Origin of the sequence: Sphingomonas lacusdianchii (genome assembly GCF_022664395.1) — a bacterium.
In the GTDB taxonomy this organism is placed as follows: domain Bacteria; phylum Pseudomonadota; class Alphaproteobacteria; order Sphingomonadales; family Sphingomonadaceae; genus Sphingomonas; species Sphingomonas lacusdianchii.
This window is the reverse complement of the sequence record NZ_JAKRET010000002.1, coordinates 124,248-138,478: the sequence shown is the minus strand read 5'-3', so window position 1 is coordinate 138,478 and position 14,231 is coordinate 124,248. Positions and strand designations below refer to the sequence as shown.

25 protein-coding genes are annotated in these 14,231 nt (G+C 64.3%); all 25 read right to left on the bottom strand.

Annotated elements, in window-relative coordinates:
* Positions 1 to 74: 74 nt before the first annotated feature.
* Positions 75 to 497 carry a 50S ribosomal protein L17 gene (gene rplQ / locus MF607_RS03310; RefSeq protein WP_242116032.1) on the bottom strand — a complete coding sequence of 141 codons (423 nt, stop codon included), beginning with the start codon at positions 495 to 497 and terminating at the stop codon, positions 75 to 77.
* Positions 498 to 713: 216 nt separating this feature from the next.
* Positions 714 to 1,778 carry a DNA-directed RNA polymerase subunit alpha gene (locus MF607_RS03305; RefSeq protein WP_242116031.1) on the bottom strand — a complete coding sequence of 355 codons (1,065 nt, stop codon included), beginning with the start codon at positions 1,776 to 1,778 and terminating at the stop codon, positions 714 to 716.
* Between the two features lie 93 nt (positions 1,779 to 1,871).
* Positions 1,872 to 2,261: a 30S ribosomal protein S11 gene (rpsK, locus tag MF607_RS03300; protein WP_055763349.1), complete on the bottom strand. Its 390-nt coding sequence runs from the start codon at positions 2,259 to 2,261 to the stop codon at positions 1,872 to 1,874.
* A gap of 111 nt (positions 2,262 to 2,372) precedes the next feature.
* Complete coding sequence (rpsM, locus tag MF607_RS03295) at positions 2,373 to 2,741, bottom strand: 30S ribosomal protein S13 (RefSeq protein WP_242116030.1); 369 nt, start codon at positions 2,739 to 2,741, stop codon at positions 2,373 to 2,375.
* Between the two features lie 347 nt (positions 2,742 to 3,088).
* Positions 3,089 to 3,733, bottom strand: coding sequence for an adenylate kinase (locus MF607_RS03290; protein WP_242116029.1), 645 nt, complete (start codon positions 3,731 to 3,733; stop codon positions 3,089 to 3,091).
* A 25-nt stretch (positions 3,734 to 3,758) separates the two neighbouring features.
* Entirely contained in the window at positions 3,759 to 5,126 is a 1,368-nt protein-coding gene (secY, locus tag MF607_RS03285) for a preprotein translocase subunit SecY (RefSeq protein WP_242116028.1), read from the bottom strand.
* A gap of 235 nt (positions 5,127 to 5,361) precedes the next feature.
* Entirely contained in the window at positions 5,362 to 5,892 is a 531-nt protein-coding gene (gene rplO, locus MF607_RS03280; RefSeq protein WP_242116027.1) for a 50S ribosomal protein L15, read from the bottom strand.
* A 98-nt stretch (positions 5,893 to 5,990) separates the two neighbouring features.
* The gene (rpmD, locus tag MF607_RS03275; protein WP_055790366.1) at positions 5,991 to 6,167 is read right to left on the bottom strand and encodes a 50S ribosomal protein L30; all 177 of its coding nucleotides are present in this window, start codon (positions 6,165 to 6,167) and stop codon (positions 5,991 to 5,993) included.
* Positions 6,168 to 6,173: 6 nt separating this feature from the next.
* Positions 6,174 to 6,887: a 30S ribosomal protein S5 gene (gene rpsE / locus MF607_RS03270; protein WP_242116026.1), complete on the bottom strand. Its 714-nt coding sequence runs from the start codon at positions 6,885 to 6,887 to the stop codon at positions 6,174 to 6,176.
* 3 nt (positions 6,888 to 6,890) lie between these two features.
* Positions 6,891 to 7,247 carry a 50S ribosomal protein L18 gene (gene rplR, locus MF607_RS03265; RefSeq protein WP_242116025.1) on the bottom strand — a complete coding sequence of 119 codons (357 nt, stop codon included), beginning with the start codon at positions 7,245 to 7,247 and terminating at the stop codon, positions 6,891 to 6,893.
* The gene (gene rplF, locus MF607_RS03260; RefSeq protein WP_055763327.1) at positions 7,247 to 7,780 is read right to left on the bottom strand and encodes a 50S ribosomal protein L6; all 534 of its coding nucleotides are present in this window, start codon (positions 7,778 to 7,780) and stop codon (positions 7,247 to 7,249) included. The genes rplR and rplF overlap by 1 nt, the downstream gene beginning before the upstream one ends.
* Entirely contained in the window at positions 7,780 to 8,175 is a 396-nt protein-coding gene (gene rpsH / locus MF607_RS03255; protein WP_033921102.1) for a 30S ribosomal protein S8, read from the bottom strand. Before rpsH ends, rplF begins: the two co-directional genes overlap by 1 nt.
* Positions 8,176 to 8,186: 11 nt before the next feature.
* On the bottom strand, positions 8,187 to 8,492 hold the full coding sequence (gene rpsN, locus MF607_RS03250; protein ID WP_055756896.1) for a 30S ribosomal protein S14: 306 nt from the start codon (positions 8,490 to 8,492) through the stop codon (positions 8,187 to 8,189).
* Positions 8,493 to 8,551: 59 nt separating this feature from the next.
* Positions 8,552 to 9,136, bottom strand: a complete 585-nt coding sequence (gene rplE, locus MF607_RS03245; protein WP_066689621.1) for a 50S ribosomal protein L5 — start codon at positions 9,134 to 9,136, stop codon at positions 8,552 to 8,554.
* The gene (rplX, locus tag MF607_RS03240) at positions 9,129 to 9,443 is read right to left on the bottom strand and encodes a 50S ribosomal protein L24 (protein WP_242116024.1); all 315 of its coding nucleotides are present in this window, start codon (positions 9,441 to 9,443) and stop codon (positions 9,129 to 9,131) included. The genes rplE and rplX overlap by 8 nt, the downstream gene beginning before the upstream one ends.
* Positions 9,443 to 9,811: a 50S ribosomal protein L14 gene (rplN, locus tag MF607_RS03235; protein ID WP_055996097.1), complete on the bottom strand. Its 369-nt coding sequence runs from the start codon at positions 9,809 to 9,811 to the stop codon at positions 9,443 to 9,445. The genes rplX and rplN overlap by 1 nt, the downstream gene beginning before the upstream one ends.
* A 333-nt stretch (positions 9,812 to 10,144) precedes the next feature.
* Positions 10,145 to 10,417, bottom strand: a complete 273-nt coding sequence (gene rpsQ / locus MF607_RS03230) for a 30S ribosomal protein S17 (RefSeq protein WP_055763313.1) — start codon at positions 10,415 to 10,417, stop codon at positions 10,145 to 10,147.
* Positions 10,418 to 10,428: 11 nt separating this feature from the next.
* Positions 10,429 to 10,632, bottom strand: coding sequence for a 50S ribosomal protein L29 (gene rpmC / locus MF607_RS03225; RefSeq protein WP_056456258.1), 204 nt, complete (start codon positions 10,630 to 10,632; stop codon positions 10,429 to 10,431).
* A 2-nt stretch (positions 10,633 to 10,634) separates the two neighbouring features.
* The gene (rplP, locus tag MF607_RS03220) at positions 10,635 to 11,066 is read right to left on the bottom strand and encodes a 50S ribosomal protein L16 (protein WP_055790394.1); all 432 of its coding nucleotides are present in this window, start codon (positions 11,064 to 11,066) and stop codon (positions 10,635 to 10,637) included.
* Between the two features lie 12 nt (positions 11,067 to 11,078).
* Positions 11,079 to 11,789 (bottom strand): 30S ribosomal protein S3, encoded by a 711-nt coding sequence (gene rpsC / locus MF607_RS03215; protein WP_242116023.1) that lies wholly within the window; start codon positions 11,787 to 11,789, stop codon positions 11,079 to 11,081.
* Entirely contained in the window at positions 11,789 to 12,166 is a 378-nt protein-coding gene (rplV, locus tag MF607_RS03210) for a 50S ribosomal protein L22 (protein ID WP_242116022.1), read from the bottom strand. Before rplV ends, rpsC begins: the two co-directional genes overlap by 1 nt.
* Positions 12,166 to 12,444 (bottom strand): 30S ribosomal protein S19, encoded by a 279-nt coding sequence (rpsS, locus tag MF607_RS03205; RefSeq protein ID WP_055996110.1) that lies wholly within the window; start codon positions 12,442 to 12,444, stop codon positions 12,166 to 12,168. Before rpsS ends, rplV begins: the two co-directional genes overlap by 1 nt.
* Positions 12,445 to 12,447: 3 nt before the next feature.
* Positions 12,448 to 13,296, bottom strand: coding sequence for a 50S ribosomal protein L2 (rplB, locus tag MF607_RS03200; protein WP_242116021.1), 849 nt, complete (start codon positions 13,294 to 13,296; stop codon positions 12,448 to 12,450).
* A 1-nt stretch (position 13,297) separates the two neighbouring features.
* The gene (locus tag MF607_RS03195) at positions 13,298 to 13,612 is read right to left on the bottom strand and encodes a 50S ribosomal protein L23 (RefSeq protein ID WP_242116020.1); all 315 of its coding nucleotides are present in this window, start codon (positions 13,610 to 13,612) and stop codon (positions 13,298 to 13,300) included.
* The gene (rplD, locus tag MF607_RS03190; protein ID WP_242116019.1) at positions 13,605 to 14,231 is read right to left on the bottom strand and encodes a 50S ribosomal protein L4; all 627 of its coding nucleotides are present in this window, start codon (positions 14,229 to 14,231) and stop codon (positions 13,605 to 13,607) included. Before rplD ends, MF607_RS03195 begins: the two co-directional genes overlap by 8 nt.

Below are 14,231 nucleotides of genomic sequence, written 5' to 3'. Positions count from 1 at the left end.
TACCCAGGCAAACGAAAAAGGGCGGCCGTACCGAAGTACGACCGCCCCTCCCTGTCACTCGACCGAAACGCCGATCAGGCGGCTTCGTCGAAATCCTCTTCGCTCAGCACCGGACCCGAATCCTGGCCCTTCGCCGACACGTCGCGGTCGACGAATTCGATGATCGCCATCGGCGAGGCGTCCGACGCGCGGATGCCGGCCTTGATGATGCGGGTATAGCCGCCGTTCCGATCGGCATAGCGGGTGGCCAGCACGTCGAACAGCTTGGTCAACTGCGCATCGTCGAGCAGACGGGCATGGGCCAGACGACGGTTCGAGAGACCGCCCTTCTTCGCCAGCGTGATCAGCTTTTCGACGTAGGGACGCAGTTCCTTCGCCTTGGCGACGGTGGTGGTGATCTGCTCATGCTTGATGAGCGCGGCCGACATGTTGCGGAACAGGGCCGCACGATGGGCCGAGGTACGCTGCAGCTTACGGCCGCCGACGCGATGACGCATGGTAGTTCCTTCGTTCGTTAAGGGGCCGTGTCACGGAATCCCCAGAGCTGGTGGCGGTTTAGAGGCTGCCACCGGGTGGCCTGCTCGCGGCAAAGTTCACGAAGTTCACACTTGCCACGTATTCGTTTGCCGTGTCGTCGGTCGGGTCGGCTGAAAGCCGGCCCGCCGTCCGGGCTGCTTGGTCTCCGGGGCAGGCTCGCCTGCCCCGGTCCGAAATCAGCCCATAATCTCCTGTTCGAGCTTCTTCGCCATCTCTTCGATGTTCTCGGGCGGCCATCCGGGGATGTCCATGCCGAGACGAAGGCCCATCGACGACAGCACTTCCTTGATTTCGTTCAGCGACTTGCGGCCGAAATTGGGGGTGCGCAGCATCTCGGCTTCGGTCTTCTGGACCAGATCGCCGATATAGATGATGTTGTCGTTCTTCAGGCAGTTGGCCGAGCGGACCGACAGTTCGAGCTCGTCGACCTTCTTGAGCAGGTAGCGGTTGATCTGCGCGGTATCGCCCTGACCTTCGCTCTGCGGCGCTGCCACCTGCGTGCCGACGACGGCCGCGCGCGGCAGGGCCGAATCGTCGAAGTGGACAAACAGCGCGAGCTGATCCTGAAGGATGCGACCGGCATAGGCCAGCGCGTCTTCCGGGGTCACGGTGCCATCGGTTTCGACGGTCAGCGTCAGCTTGTCGTAATCGAGTTCCTGCCCGACGCGGGTGTTCTCGACCTTGTAGCTGACCTGACGGACCGGCGAATACAGCGCGTCGACCGGGATCAGACCGATCGGCGCATCGGCCGGACGGTTGCCGGCGGCGGGCACATAGCCCTTACCGACATCCGCGGTCAGTTCCATGTTGAGCGTCGCGCCATCGTCGAGGTGGCACAGGACCAGATCGGGGTTCATCACCTCGATATCGCCGGTGACGGCGATGTCGCCGGCCTTCACTTCGGCCGGGCCGGTGACGGACAGCTGGAGACGCTTCGGGCCTTCGCCCTGCATCTTCAGCGCGATCTGCTTCACGTTCAGCACCATGTCGGTCACGTCCTCGCGGACGCCGGCAAGGCTGGAGAATTCGTGAAGGACATTCTCGATCTTGATCGAGGTAACGGCGGCGCCCTGCAGCGACGACAGCAGCACGCGACGCAGCGCGTTGCCGAGCGTCAGGCCGAACCCACGCTCCAGCGGCTCCGCGACGAAGGTCGAACGGCGCTTGGGATCGCCGCCCGGCTTCTTCTCGAGGCCGCTCGGCTTCTTGAGTTCCTGCCAGTTCTTAGCGTTGACGGACACGGGCTTCCCCTAGCTTGGCGGCGCGGAAAGGACGGGTCCGCGCCATGAAAGAACGGCCCCGCCGGACGAACCCGGCGAGGCGGCAGGCACGGATCAGACGCGACGACGCTTCGACGGACGCACGCCGTTGTGCGGGATCGAGGTCACGTCGCGGATCGACGTGATCTGGAAACCGACGGCCTGGAGCGCACGGAGCGCCGATTCACGACCCGAACCCGGGCCCTTCACTTCGACTTCGAGCGTACGCACGCCGTGATCGGCAGCCTTGCGGCCGGCGTCCTCGGCAGCGACCTGCGCGGCATAGGGCGTCGACTTGCGCGAGCCCTTGAAGCCCATCATGCCGGCCGACGACCACGAGATCGCGTTGCCCTGCGCGTCGGTGATGGTGATCATGGTGTTGTTGAAGCTGGCGTTCACATGCGCGACGCCGGCGGTGATGTTCTTGCGCTCGCGACGGCGAAGGCGCTGCGGTTCACGTGCCATTGTTGGTAATCCTGACCTGAGTATCGTGCGTGGTACGGAGATCGGGAGGCGGTCAGCCTCGAACCTGTCTCCGACGGAGAAGAAGTTAAAATCGGTCCCCCGGACCGATTTTTACTTCTTCTTACCCGCGATCGGCTTCGCCTTGCCCTTGCGGGTGCGCGCGTTGGTGTGCGTGCGCTGGCCGCGGACCGGCAGGCCCTTGCGGTGACGCAGGCCGCGATAGCAGGCGAGGTCCATCAGACGCTTGATGTTCATCGCGGTCTGGCGACGCAAGTCACCTTCCACGGTGTGGTTCGCGTCGATCGCTTCGCGGATCTGCAGAACTTCCTGGTCGCTCAGGTCCTGCACGCGACGTTCGGCGGTGATGCCGAGCTGGTCGGTGAGTTCCTTGGCCTTGGCCGGGCCGATGCCGTGGATATACTGCAGCGCGATGACGACGCGCTTGTTGGTCGGGATATTAACACCCGCGATACGTGCCATGAACTAAATTCTCCCAGCTCCACGAGGCGCCGCATGGCAGCGGCCCCTCATCTCGTAGCGTTGCGCCCCATAACGCACGATCGCGGCGAACGCGCGAAAGCGCCGCCGTAAACCGGTATGTCGGGGTGTTGTGCTGATAAGGACCGATTCGAGCAGTGTCAACCGGCGGGCGGAACCAAATTCCGGGTCGGGCGTGAGCGATACTCGCCTGGAACCTGCTCCGACATACGTCACCCCAGCGCAGGCTGGGGTCTCCATGGGGCAGGCCTTGCGCCCCCGAACCGGGAGACCCCAGCCTGCGCTGGGGTGACGTTTATGTGACGGGGAAGCGCGAAGCTTCCCTGCCCTTATGCGCCTAGGATCGAACCGATCTGCGCAGTCACGTCGTCCATGTCCGCCATGCCGTCGACGCGGTGGACGATCCCGCGCGATTCGTAGAGCGGCAGGATCGGCGCGGTCTTGGCACGATATTCGACCATGCGGGTCCGCACCGTCGCTTCGTTGTCGTCCGGGCGGCGCTTGAACTCGGTCGAGCCGCAGGCGTCGCAGACCCCGGCCACGACCGGCTGCTTGAAACGGTCGTGATAGCCCGCACCGCAATTGGCGCAGGTGAAACGGCCAACGATGCGTTCGACCAGCGCGTCCTCGTCGACGACCAGTTCGATCACATGGGTCAACTGACGACCGCGATGTTCGAGCAGCAGGTCGAGCGCGTCGGCCTGGGCGGCAGTGCGCGGATAGCCGTCGAAGATCGCACCCTGATCGCCCAGCTGGTCGAGCCGTTCGCCGATCAGCGCCGATACGATCGCGTCGGACACCAGTTCGCCGGCATCCATCACCGCCTTCGCCTGCAGCCCGACCGGGCTGCCGGCCTTTACCGCCGCGCGCAGCATGTCGCCGGTCGACAGCTGGACCATGCCACGGGTCGATTCGAGCCTCGCAGCCTGCGTGCCCTTGCCTGCCCCCGGCGGTCCAAGAAGGATGATGTCCATTGCTGCCCCTTTAGTCCTGTTGCGCTCAGCCGCGCAGGCGACCGCCCTTGAGCTTCGCCTTCTTGATGAGATCGCCATACTGGTGGGCCAGCAAGTGCGACTGGATCTGCGTTACCGTGTCCATCGTGACGTTGACCACGATGAGCAGGCTGGTCCCGCCGAGATAGAAGGGAATCGACAGCGCCGATACCAGATATTCGGGCAACAGGCAGATGATGACCAGATAGGCCGCGCCGATCACCGTGATCCGGGTCAGAACATAGTCGAAATAATTCTCGGTATTCTTGCCCGGGCGGATGCCGGGAATGAACCCGCCATAGCGCTTCAGATTGTCCGCGGTCTCTTCGGGATTGAAGACGATGGCGGTGTAGAAGAACGAGAAGAACACGATGCCCGCGCCGTACAGCAGCATGTAGAGCGGCTGGCCATGCGCCAGATACTGGTTCAGCGTGATGATGAAATCGCCCCAGCGGCTCTCGCCCGCCGTCGCCTGCCCGGCGAACTGGGTGATCGTCACCGGCATCAGCAGCAGCGAGGAGGCGAAGATCGGCGGAATGACACCCGCAGTGTTGATCTTGAGCGGCAGATGGCTGCGATCGGCCTGTACGCCGCGCGCGGTCTGGCGCTTGGGATACTGGATCAGGATGCGGCGCTGCGCACGCTCCATGAAGCAGATGAACAGGACGAGGCCGGCGACGGCGGCGATGATGCCGATCAGCGTCAGCGGGTTCATCGTGCCCGAGCGGCTGCCTTCGAACAGCTGCAACAGCGTCGTCGGCAGATGCGCGACGATGCCGGCCATGATGATGAGCGAGATGCCGTTGCCGATGCCGCGGCTGGTGATCTGTTCGCCCAGCCACATCAGGAACATGGTGCCGCCGATCAGCGAGATGACCGCCGCGATGCGGAAGGTCATGCCAGGCTCGATCACCGCCTGCGCGCCGGCCGAGGCGCCGAACGCCTCCAGCCCGACAGCAATGGTATAGCCCTGGATCGCGGTCAGCGCGACCGTGCCGTAGCGGGTATATTGGTTGAGCTTCTTGCGGCCCGACTCGCCTTCCTTCTTGATGGCGGCGAGCTGCGGGCTGAGCGAGGTGGCGAGCTGCACGACGATCGACGCGGTGATATAGGGCATGACGCCCAGCGCGACAACCGACATGCGCGTCAGCGCACCGCCCGAAAAGGTGTTGAAGAAGTCGAGAACGCCGCCCTGCGTCTGATTGGCGAGCAGGCCCAGCTGCGTCGGGTCGATCCCCGGCAGCGGCACATAGCTCAGCATGCGGAACACGATCAGCGCGCCGAGCGTAAACCACAGGCGCTTCTTGAGTTCGGTCGCCTGGCCGAATTTCGACAGATTGAGATTGGTCGCAAGACCGTCTGAGGCGGCTGCCATGGATATGTCCCGAATGATGCTGGCGGGCCGTCAGCCCACCCCCCGGGCGACCATATAGGGGTTGCGGCCGGGATGTCTAAGGGGGAGCGTACTCACCCCCTAGGAAACCGTTCGGTTCGAGCAGCTTCGAGCGCAGTCGAGAAGCGTCCGTCGAGAACTCCCGTCCAGCGGAACCGCGTTCTCGATACGCGCTCTCGACAGGCTCGATCGCTACTCGAACCAAACGGAAGCGGGTTTACGCGTGCGCAGCCTTCTTGGCGGCGAGCGTCTTGCCCTTCTTGGCAGCGGCCTTTTCGTGCGCGGGCACGACTTCGATTACCGACACGGAACCACCGGCCTTTTCGACCGCTTCGATCGCCGACTTCGACGCACCGGCGACGGTGAAGGTCAGCTTGGCGGTCAGCTCGCCCTTGCCGAGCAGACGGACGCCGTCCTTGCCACCACGGGCGAGGTTCGCGGCCTTCAGCGCGGCATGGTCGAGCGCAGCACCGGCTTCAATCTTGCCGGCGTCGACCGCCTTCTGGATCGCGCCGAGGTTCACTTCGGCATAGTCCTTGGCGAAGATGTTGTTGAAGCCGCGCTTCGGGATCCGCATGTGGAGCGGCATCTGACCGCCCTCGAACCCGGCGATCGACACGCCTTCACGGCTCTTCTGGCCCTTCTGGCCGCGACCGGCGGTCTTGCCCTTGCCCGAGCCGATGCCGCGTCCGACGCGCATCTTGCTCTTGCGGGCGCCTTCATTGTCGCGGATTTCGTTGAGTTTCATGTGTTGCACTCGCTTTCGCTATGTTCGCGCTTGAGAAAAGAGGAAGGGGGCCGCTTAGCCCCCTTCCCCATCTTTGTCACCGGTAAAGGTGGAAGGCCTCAGCCCTCGACCGACACCATGTGCTGCACCTTGCGGATCATGCCGCGCACCTCGGGGGTGTCGGTCAGTTCCACAGTCTTGTGCATCTTGTTGAGGCCGAGACCGATCAGCGTCGCGCGCTGATCCTTGGTCCGGCGGATCGGCGACCCGGTCTGGGTGATCTTGACGGTTGCCATCGCTCGTTACTCCACGATCGCCGCGGCATCAGCCTCGGCGGTCTGCGATCCACCACGACCCAGCAGGTCGGCGATCTTCTTGCCGCGACGCTGGGCCACCGCCTTCGGCGACGACTGGTCGTTCAGCGCTTCGAAGGTCGCGCGGATCATGTTGTACGGGTTCGACGTACCGACCGACTTCGTCACGACATCGGCGACGCCGAGCGATTCGAAGATGGCGCGCATCGGACCGCCGGCGATGATGCCGGTACCGGCCGGAGCCGAACGCAGCGTCACGCGGCCGGCACCGAAGTGCCCGTTGCCGTCATGGTGCAGCGTGCGACCGTCGCGCAGCGGAACGCGGACCATCGCCTTCTTGGCAGCGGCCGTCGCCTTCGAAATGGCTTCCGGCACTTCGCGCGCCTTGCCATGCCCGAAACCGACGCGGCCCTTGCCGTCGCCGACGACGACCAGCGCCGCGAAACCGAAGCGCTTACCGCCCTTCACGGTCTTCGACACGCGGTTGATGTGCACGAGCTTTTCGATCAGCTCCTCGCCACCATCCTCGGCGCCGCGACGATCGTCGCGACGGCCACGGTTGCCGTCACGGCCGCCACGGCCACGGTTGTCGCCGCCGGGGCCGCCACGACCACGGCCACCACGGGGCCCGCGGCCCTGCGGCTGCTCGCCACCCGTCGCCTCGACGGCGGGTGCTTCGGCCTGATTGTTTTCGTCAGCCATGTCTTAGAACTCCAATCCGGCTTCGCGGGCGGCCTCGGCCAGCGCCTTGACGCGCCCGTGGAACAGGAAGCCGCCACGGTCGAACACGACCTGCGTCACGCCGGCGGCCTTCGCCGCTTCGGCAACGCGGGTACCGACTGCCGTCGCGGCAGCGATGTTCGCGCCCGAGGTGCCCCGCACGTCCTTTTCCAGCGTCGACGCCGAGGCAACGGTGCGACCCGCTGCATCGTCGATGACCTGGGCATAGATGTGCTTGCCCGAACGATGGATCGACAGCCGCGCACGGCCGCCCGAACGCGCCTTCAGCGCGGTGCGATTGCGCCGACGGCGCTTCTCGAAGAGGGAGAGACCCTTGGTCATTACTTCTTCTTCCCTTCCTTGCGGAAGATGAACTCGCCGTCGTACTTGATGCCCTTGCCCTTGTACGGCTCGGGCTTACGCCAACGACGGATCTCGGCAGCGATCTGACCGACCTTCTGCTTGTCGATCCCGCTGATTTCGATCGTGGTCTGATCGGGCGTCTTGATCTCGATGCCTTCCGGCACGTCGATGTTGACGTCGTGGCTGTAGCCGAGCTGCAGCTTCAGGTTCTTGCCCTGCGCTGCGGCGCGATAGCCGACGCCGGTGATCAGCAGCTTCTTGGTGAAGCCGGTGGTCACGCCGGTGATCAGGTTCTGCACGAGCGTACGCTGCATGCCCCAGAACGCGCGCGCGCGCTTGGTGTCGTTCGCCGGCTGCACCGAGATGGTGTCGCCTTCGACGGCATAGGCGATGTCGTCGGCCAGCGGCAGCGTCAGCGTGCCCTTCGGCCCCTTAACGCTCAGCTCGCGCCCTGCAATGTTGGCGGTCACGCCGGCCGGAACCGGGACTGCCTTCTTACCGATGCGGCTCATCAGAAGACCTCCGCGAGCACTTCGCCACCGACATTCTGTTCGCGCGCTTCGGCGTCGGACAGAACGCCACGCGGCGTCGAGACGATGGTGATGCCGAGGCCGTTGCGGACCTTCGGCAGTTCCTGCGAACCCGAATAGACGCGGCGGCCCGGCTTCGAGACGCGCGCGACGTGCTTGATCGCCGGCTGGCCTTCGAAATACTTCAGCTCGATGCGGATGCCGGCCGCGGGGCCCATCTGTTCTTCGCTGTAGCCACGGATATAGCCCTCGCGCTGCAGCACGTCGAGGACACGGGCCCGCAACTTGCTGGCGGGCGTCAGGACGCTGTCCTTGCGCGCGCGCTGGCCGTTGCGGATGCGGGTGAGCATGTCACCCAGGGGATCGGTCAATGCCATTGCTGTGTTCCTTACCAGCTCGACTTCGTGACGCCGGGGATCAGGCCCTTGTTGGCCAGTTCACGCAGCATGACGCGGGCGAGACGGAACTTGCGATAATAGCCGCGGGGACGCCCCGTCAGCTCGCAACGGTTGCGGATGCGGGTCGGATTCCCGTTGCGGGGAATCTCGGCCATCTTCAGCCGCGCGATCAGACGCTCGGTTTCGTCGAGCGACTGGTCGGCTGCGATCGCCTTCAGCTTCGCATATTTGGGTGCGAACTTCTTGACGAGCGCGCGACGGCGCTCGTTCTTGTTCACGGAACTCAGTTTCGCCATGGACTTAAGCTCTCTTCGTTAAAGCGAACGGCCGCCCCCGTGGCCGGGGGCGGACCGGATTAGGCCGCCTTCTTTTCCTCGGCTTCCGCTTCCTGCGGGAAGGGGAAACCGAACAGACGCAGAAGCTCGCGAGCTTCGTCGTCGGTCTTGGCGGTGGTGGTCACGATCACATCCATGCCGCGCACCTTGTCGATGCGGTCATAGTTGATTTCGGGGAACACGATCTGTTCCTTGATGCCGCAGGCATAGTTGCCGCGGCCGTCGAACGACTTCGGGTTCAGGCCACGGAAGTCGCGGACGCGGGGCAGCGCGATGGTGATGAAGCGATCGAGGAATTCGTACATCCGCTCGCGGCGCAGCGTGACCTTGCAGCCGATCGCCATGCCTTCACGCAGCTTGAACTGCGCGATCGACTTCTTCGCCTTGGTGACGACAGGCTTCTGGCCCGCGATCAGTTCCATTTCGGAGCTGGCCTGCTCGACCTTCTTCTTGTCCTGCGTCGCTTCGCCCACGCCCATGTTCAGGACGATCTTTTCGATCCGGGGCACTTCGAGCGCGTTCTTGTAACCGAACTTCTCGGTCATCGCCTTCACGATGCGATCGTCATAGATCGACTTCATGCGCGGCGTGTACTTATCAGCCATTGATGACCTCCCCGCCCTTCACGGCGACCCGGACCTTCTTGCCGTCACGCACTTCGAAGCGCACGCGGGTCGGCTTGCCGTCGACGACATGCGCGACCTTGCTGACGTGCAGCGGCGCTTCCGAGCGCACCAGACCACCCTGCGGGTCGGCCTGGTTCGGCTTCTTGTGGCGAACGGCGATGTTGACGCCGGCAACGACGACCTTGCCGTCCTTCGGCAGCGACTGGGTGACCTGACCGGTCTTGCCCTTGTCCTTGCCCGACAGGACGATCACGGTGTCGCCCTTCTTGATCTTGGCAGCAGCCATTACAGCACCTCAGGGGCGAGCGAGATGATCTTCATGAAGCCCTTCGAGCGCAGCTCGCGGACCACCGGGCCAAAGATACGGGTGCCGATCGGCTCCTCGTTCTTGTTGACCAGCACGGCGGCATTGCCGTCGAAGCGGATCACCGAACCGTCGGTGCGACGGATGTCCTTGGCGGTGCGGACGATGACGGCGCGATGCACGTCACCCTTCTTCACGCGGCCGCGCGGAGCGGCTTCCTTGATGCTGACGACGATGACGTCGCCGACACCGGCCGTGCGGCGCTTCGAGCCGCCCAGCACCTTGATGCACTGCACCCGCTTCGCGCCGCTGTTGTCTGCGACGTCGAGATTGGATTGCATCTGAATCATGGATGCGATTCCTTACCCTATGGGGCCGATTCCGACCGGACCCCGCCTGCTAAAAATGAACCCCCGGCTGCGGGCATACCGCGCCGGGGGGAGCGGCCCATTAACCGCCCCATGGCGAAAAGGCAAGCCTCCCCGCGAATGTTCGTTACATCCGGGTCCGACCCCGGAATTGGGTGGGATGGGACAGGCGCAATTCCATCAACCGCATCCCGTCATTCCAGCGAAGGCTGGAATCTCAATCCACGGGAGCGCGCTCTCGTGGAAGGATGCCCCAGCCTGCGCCGGGGCGACGGTGTACGGCGAGGCTTTTCACGACTGCCCCACCCCCAAGGCTTACGCCTCGGCTGCGACTTCCGCCGGCGTCGCGTGGGTGTTCACCCGCTCGATCACCTTCCAGGTCTTCAGCTTCGAGATCGGCGCGGTCTCTTCGATGCGCACGGTCTCGCCTTCGCGATACTCATTGCCCTCGTCATGGGCATGATACTTCTTCGAACGGCGGATGATCTTGCCGTAGAGGGGGTGCTTGACCTTCCGCTCTACCTTGACCACCACCGTCTTGTCGGTCTTGTCCGAGACGATCATCCCGGTCAGCACACGCTTCGGCATGTCTCTCGTCCTTACTTGTCGGCCGAGCGCGAACGCTCGCCCTGCAGCGTCTTGATCCGCGCGATGTCGCGACGGACTTCCTTCACGCGGGTCGGCTTTTCCAGCTGGCTGGTCGCCGCCTGGAAACGGAGGTTGAACGCCTCACGCTTCAGGCTCGACAGTTCCTCGACCAGCTGGTCGTCGCTCTTGGCGCGAAGATCGGTTGCCTTCGTCATTATCAACCCTCCAGGTGCGAGGTGTCGCCCAGGCGGGCAACGACCTTGACCGCGATCGGCAGCTTCATCGCGGCGCGCGAGAACGCTTCCGCGGCGAGCGGACCGGGCACGCCGTCCAGTTCGAACAGGATACGACCCGGCTTGACGCGGGCAACCCAGAATTCGGGCGAACCCTTGCCCGAGCCCATGCGGACTTCGGCAGGCTTCGACGACACCGGCAGATCCGGGAAGATCCGGATCCAGAGGCGACCCTGGCGCTTGATATGACGCGTGATCGCGCGGCGGGCCGCTTCGATCTGGCGGGCGGTGATCCGCTCGGGCTCCATCGCCTTCAGGCCATACGACCCGAAGTTCAGCGACGTACCGCCCTTGGCATCGCCATGGATGCGGCCCTTGAAGGCCTTGCGGAACTTGGTGCGCTTTGGTTGCAGCATCTCAAATCATCCTTAGCGGCGGTGATCGTCGCGCGCGGGGCGCACGCCGGAGGTCTGGGCCTCCATCATCAGCCGGTCCTGCGCCATCGGGTCATGGCCGAGGATCTCACCCTTGAAGATCCAGACCTTGACGCCGCAGACGCCATACGCGGTGTGCGCTTCGGCCTCGGCATAGTCGAGGTTCGCACGCAGCGTGTGCAGCGGCACGCGACCTTCGCGATAGCCTTCCGAACGGGCGATTTCCGCACCGCCCAGACGACCGCCGCAAGCGACGCGAATGCCGTCGGCACCCAGGCGCATCGCCGACTGCACCGCACGCTTCATGGCGCGGCGGAAGGCGATACGACGCTCGAGTTGATCGGCAATGCCCTGTGCGACGAGCTTCGCGTCGATTTCCGGCTTGCGGATTTCGACGATGTTCAGCGACACGTCCGACGACGTCATCGAACCCAGCTTCCTGCGAAGCTTTTCGATGTCGGTGCCCTTCTTGCCGATGATCACACCCGGACGGGCTGCGAAGATCGAGATGCGGCACAGCTTGGCCGGACGCTCGATCACCACCTTGGAGATCGCCGCCTGCGGCAGCGTCTTCATGATGAACTGGCGGATCTTGAGATCCTCCAGCAGCAGACGGCCATAGTCGGCGCCTTCGGCATACCAACGGCTGTCCCAGGTGCGGTTGATCTGCAGACGCAGACCGATGGGATTGGACTTGTGACCCATTACGCTTCCTCCACCTCGGACACGACGATGCGCACGCGGCTGAACGGCTTCAGGATGCGCGTCGACTTGCCGCGACCGCGGGTCGCGAAACGCTTCATCGTGATCGACTTGCCGACCGAGGCTTCCTTGACGACGAGTGCGTCGACGTCGAGGTTGTGATTGTTTTCCGCATTCGCGATCGCCGAAGCGAGGCACTTGCGGACATCGACCGCCATCGCCTTCTTCGAGAACGCCAGGATGTTCATCGCATCGCCGGCATTCTTGTTGCGGATCAGCGCTGCGACGAGGTTCAGCTTCTGGGCCGAGCCGCGAACCTGCGTCGCGACTGCCAGAGCTTCCTTGTCACCAACGCGGCGGGGTGCTGCCTGCTTGCTCATCAGCGCTTGCCCTTCTTGTCGGCGGCGTGGCCGGGGAAGAAGCGGGTCGGCGCGAACTCGCCGAGCTTCATGCCCACCATGTCCTCGTTGACCGAAACCGGCACGAACTTGCGGCCGTTATAGACGTTGAACGTCAGGCCGACGAACTGCGGCAGGATGGTCGAACGGCGCGACCAGGTCTTGATCGGACCCGAACGGGTGCCGGCGTCCTGCGCCACTTCCGCCTTCTTCAGCAGATTGAGGTCCACGAACGGACCCTTCCATACGGAACGAGCCATCGCTTAGCCCTTCTTCTTCGCGTGACGGCTACGGATGATCATCTTGTCCGTCGCCTTGTTGTGCCGCGTGCGCGCGCCCTTGGTCGGCTTGCCCCACGGGGTGACCGGATGACGGCCGCCCGAGGTCCGGCCTTCACCACCGCCGTGCGGGTGGTCGACCGGGTTCTTGGCGACGCCGCGGGTCAGCGGACGCTTGCCCAGCCAGCGGTTGCGACCGGCCTTGCCCAGATTCTGGTTCTGGTTGTCGGGGTTCGACACCGCACCGATCGTCGCCATGCAGGCGGCGTGGATGTAGCGCTGCTCACCCGAGTTCAGGCGGACGATGACCATGCCCTTGTCGCGACCGACGACCTGCACATAGGTGCCGGCCGAACGCGCGATCTGACCGCCCTTGCCCGGCTTCATCTCGACATTGTGGACGATCGTGCCGACCGGCACCTGGCCCAGTTCCATCGCGTTGCCCGGCTTCACGTCGGTCTTCTTGCCGGCGATCACCTTGTCGCCGACGTTCAGACGCTGCGGCGCGATGATGTAGGCGACGTTGGCCTTGCCCTCGGTCTCGCCATAGTTGACGAGCGCGATGAACGCGGTGCGGTTGGGATCATATTCGATCCGCTCCACGGTGCCTTCGACATCCCACAGCCGACGCTTGAAGTCGATGATGCGGTAGCGCTGCTTGTGACCGCCGGCGATGCCGCGCGAGGTCACATGGCCCTTGTTGTTGCGGCCGCCCGACTTGGTCTTGCCTTCGGTCAGCGACTTGACCGGACGACCCTTGTACAGGGCCGAACGGTCGATCAGGACCAGGCCACGCTGCGACGGCGTGGTCGGATTATACTGCTTGAGTGCCATGTTACTTGGCCCCCTCGGTAATGTCGATCGACTGGCCTTCGGCCAGGGTCACGATCGCCTTCTTGAAGTCCGACCGAGTGTAGGGCGCGCCCTTCCACTTCTTGGTCTTGCCCTTGGTCACGATCGTGTTCACGCCGGTGACGGTGACGTTGAACAGCGCTTCGACCGCTGCCTTGATCTCCGGCTTCGACGCCTTGTTCGCGACCTTGAAGACGACGGCGTTATGCTCGGAGAGCATCGTCGACTTTTCGGTGATGTGCGGCGCGAGCACCACGTCGTAATGACGGATGTCGATCGCCTGCTGCTGCTTAGCCATTGAAGCGGGCCTCCAGCTTTTCGACGGCGGCGCGGGTCAGCACCAGCGTGTCGTGCTTCAGGATGTCATAGACGTTCGCGCCACCGGCGGGCAGGACATTGACCTGACGCAGGTTGCGGGCGGCCAGCGCGAAGCTGTTCTCGACGGCGTCGCCATCGATCACCAGCGACGTCTTGCCGAAGCCGAGCTTCGACAGGTTGCCGAGCAGGACCTGCGTCTTGCCGTCCGCAACCGTCAGCCCGTCGAGAACGACCAGCGAACCCGCCTTGGCATGGCTCGACAGCGCCATCTTCAGACCGAGCGCGCGAACCTTCTTGTTCAGGCCCGGGTTGAAGTCGCGGACGCGGGCGCCGTGCGCCTTACCACCGCCGATGAACACCGGCGCGCGGCGATCGCCGTGACGGGCGACACCGCCGCCCTTCTGGCGGCCCAGCTTCTTGCCCGAACGCGCGACATCGGCGCGCTCGCGGGTGCCGCGAGCGGTGCCGCGACGCTTTTCGAGCTGCCAGGTCACGACCCGGTGCAGGATGTCCGCACGCGGATCGAGGCCGAACACCTCGTCGTTCAGCTCGATATCGCCGTTTTCGACGGCGTCGAGGGTCTGTACCTTGACCTTCAT

Bases quoted from the DNA above. Each gene is read 5' to 3' on its own strand.
- rplQ (WP_242116032.1), bottom strand. From the start codon at position 497: ATGCGTCATCGCGTCGGCGGCCGTAAGCTGCAGCGTACCTCGGCCCAT.
- rpsK (WP_055763349.1), bottom strand. From the start codon at position 2,261: ATGGCACGTGAACCGCAGCGCCTTCGCCGTCGCGAGCGCAAGAACATC.
- rpsM (WP_242116030.1), bottom strand. From the start codon at position 2,741: ATGGCACGTATCGCGGGTGTTAATATCCCGACCAACAAGCGCGTCGTC.
- MF607_RS03290 (WP_242116029.1), bottom strand. From the start codon at position 3,733: ATGGACATCATCCTTCTTGGACCGCCGGGGGCAGGCAAGGGCACGCAG.
- secY (WP_242116028.1), bottom strand. From the start codon at position 5,126: ATGGCAGCCGCCTCAGACGGTCTTGCGACCAATCTCAATCTGTCGAAA.
- rplO (WP_242116027.1), bottom strand. From the start codon at position 5,892: ATGAAACTCAACGAAATCCGCGACAATGAAGGCGCCCGCAAGAGCAAG.
- rpmD (WP_055790366.1), bottom strand. From the start codon at position 6,167: ATGGCAACCGTCAAGATCACCCAGACCGGGTCGCCGATCCGCCGGACC.
- rpsE (WP_242116026.1), bottom strand. From the start codon at position 6,887: ATGGCTGACGAAAACAATCAGGCCGAAGCACCCGCCGTCGAGGCGACG.
- rplR (WP_242116025.1), bottom strand. From the start codon at position 7,247: ATGACCAAGGGTCTCTCCCTCTTCGAGAAGCGCCGTCGGCGCAATCGC.
- rplF (WP_055763327.1), bottom strand. From the start codon at position 7,780: ATGAGCCGCATCGGTAAGAAGGCAGTCCCGGTTCCGGCCGGCGTGACC.
- rpsH (WP_033921102.1), bottom strand. From the start codon at position 8,175: ATGGCATTGACCGATCCCCTGGGTGACATGCTCACCCGCATCCGCAAC.
- rpsN (WP_055756896.1), bottom strand. From the start codon at position 8,492: ATGGCGAAACTGAGTTCCGTGAACAAGAACGAGCGCCGTCGCGCGCTC.
- rplE (WP_066689621.1), bottom strand. From the start codon at position 9,136: ATGGCTGATAAGTACACGCCGCGCATGAAGTCGATCTATGACGATCGC.
- rplX (WP_242116024.1), bottom strand. From the start codon at position 9,443: ATGGCTGCTGCCAAGATCAAGAAGGGCGACACCGTGATCGTCCTGTCG.
- rplN (WP_055996097.1), bottom strand. From the start codon at position 9,811: ATGATTCAGATGCAATCCAATCTCGACGTCGCAGACAACAGCGGCGCG.
- rpsQ (WP_055763313.1), bottom strand. From the start codon at position 10,417: ATGCCGAAGCGTGTGCTGACCGGGATGATCGTCTCGGACAAGACCGAC.
- rpmC (WP_056456258.1), bottom strand. From the start codon at position 10,632: ATGACGAAGGCAACCGATCTTCGCGCCAAGAGCGACGACCAGCTGGTC.
- rplP (WP_055790394.1), bottom strand. From the start codon at position 11,066: ATGCTGCAACCAAAGCGCACCAAGTTCCGCAAGGCCTTCAAGGGCCGC.
- rpsC (WP_242116023.1), bottom strand. From the start codon at position 11,789: ATGGGTCACAAGTCCAATCCCATCGGTCTGCGTCTGCAGATCAACCGC.
- rplV (WP_242116022.1), bottom strand. From the start codon at position 12,166: ATGAGCAAGCAGGCAGCACCCCGCCGCGTTGGTGACAAGGAAGCTCTG.
- rpsS (WP_055996110.1), bottom strand. From the start codon at position 12,444: ATGGCTCGTTCCGTATGGAAGGGTCCGTTCGTGGACCTCAATCTGCTG.
- rplB (WP_242116021.1), bottom strand. From the start codon at position 13,296: ATGGCACTCAAGCAGTATAATCCGACCACGCCGTCGCAGCGTGGCCTG.
- MF607_RS03195 (WP_242116020.1), bottom strand. From the start codon at position 13,612: ATGGCTAAGCAGCAGCAGGCGATCGACATCCGTCATTACGACGTGGTG.
- rplD (WP_242116019.1), bottom strand. From the start codon at position 14,231: ATGAAGGTCAAGGTACAGACCCTCGACGCCGTCGAAAACGGCGATATC.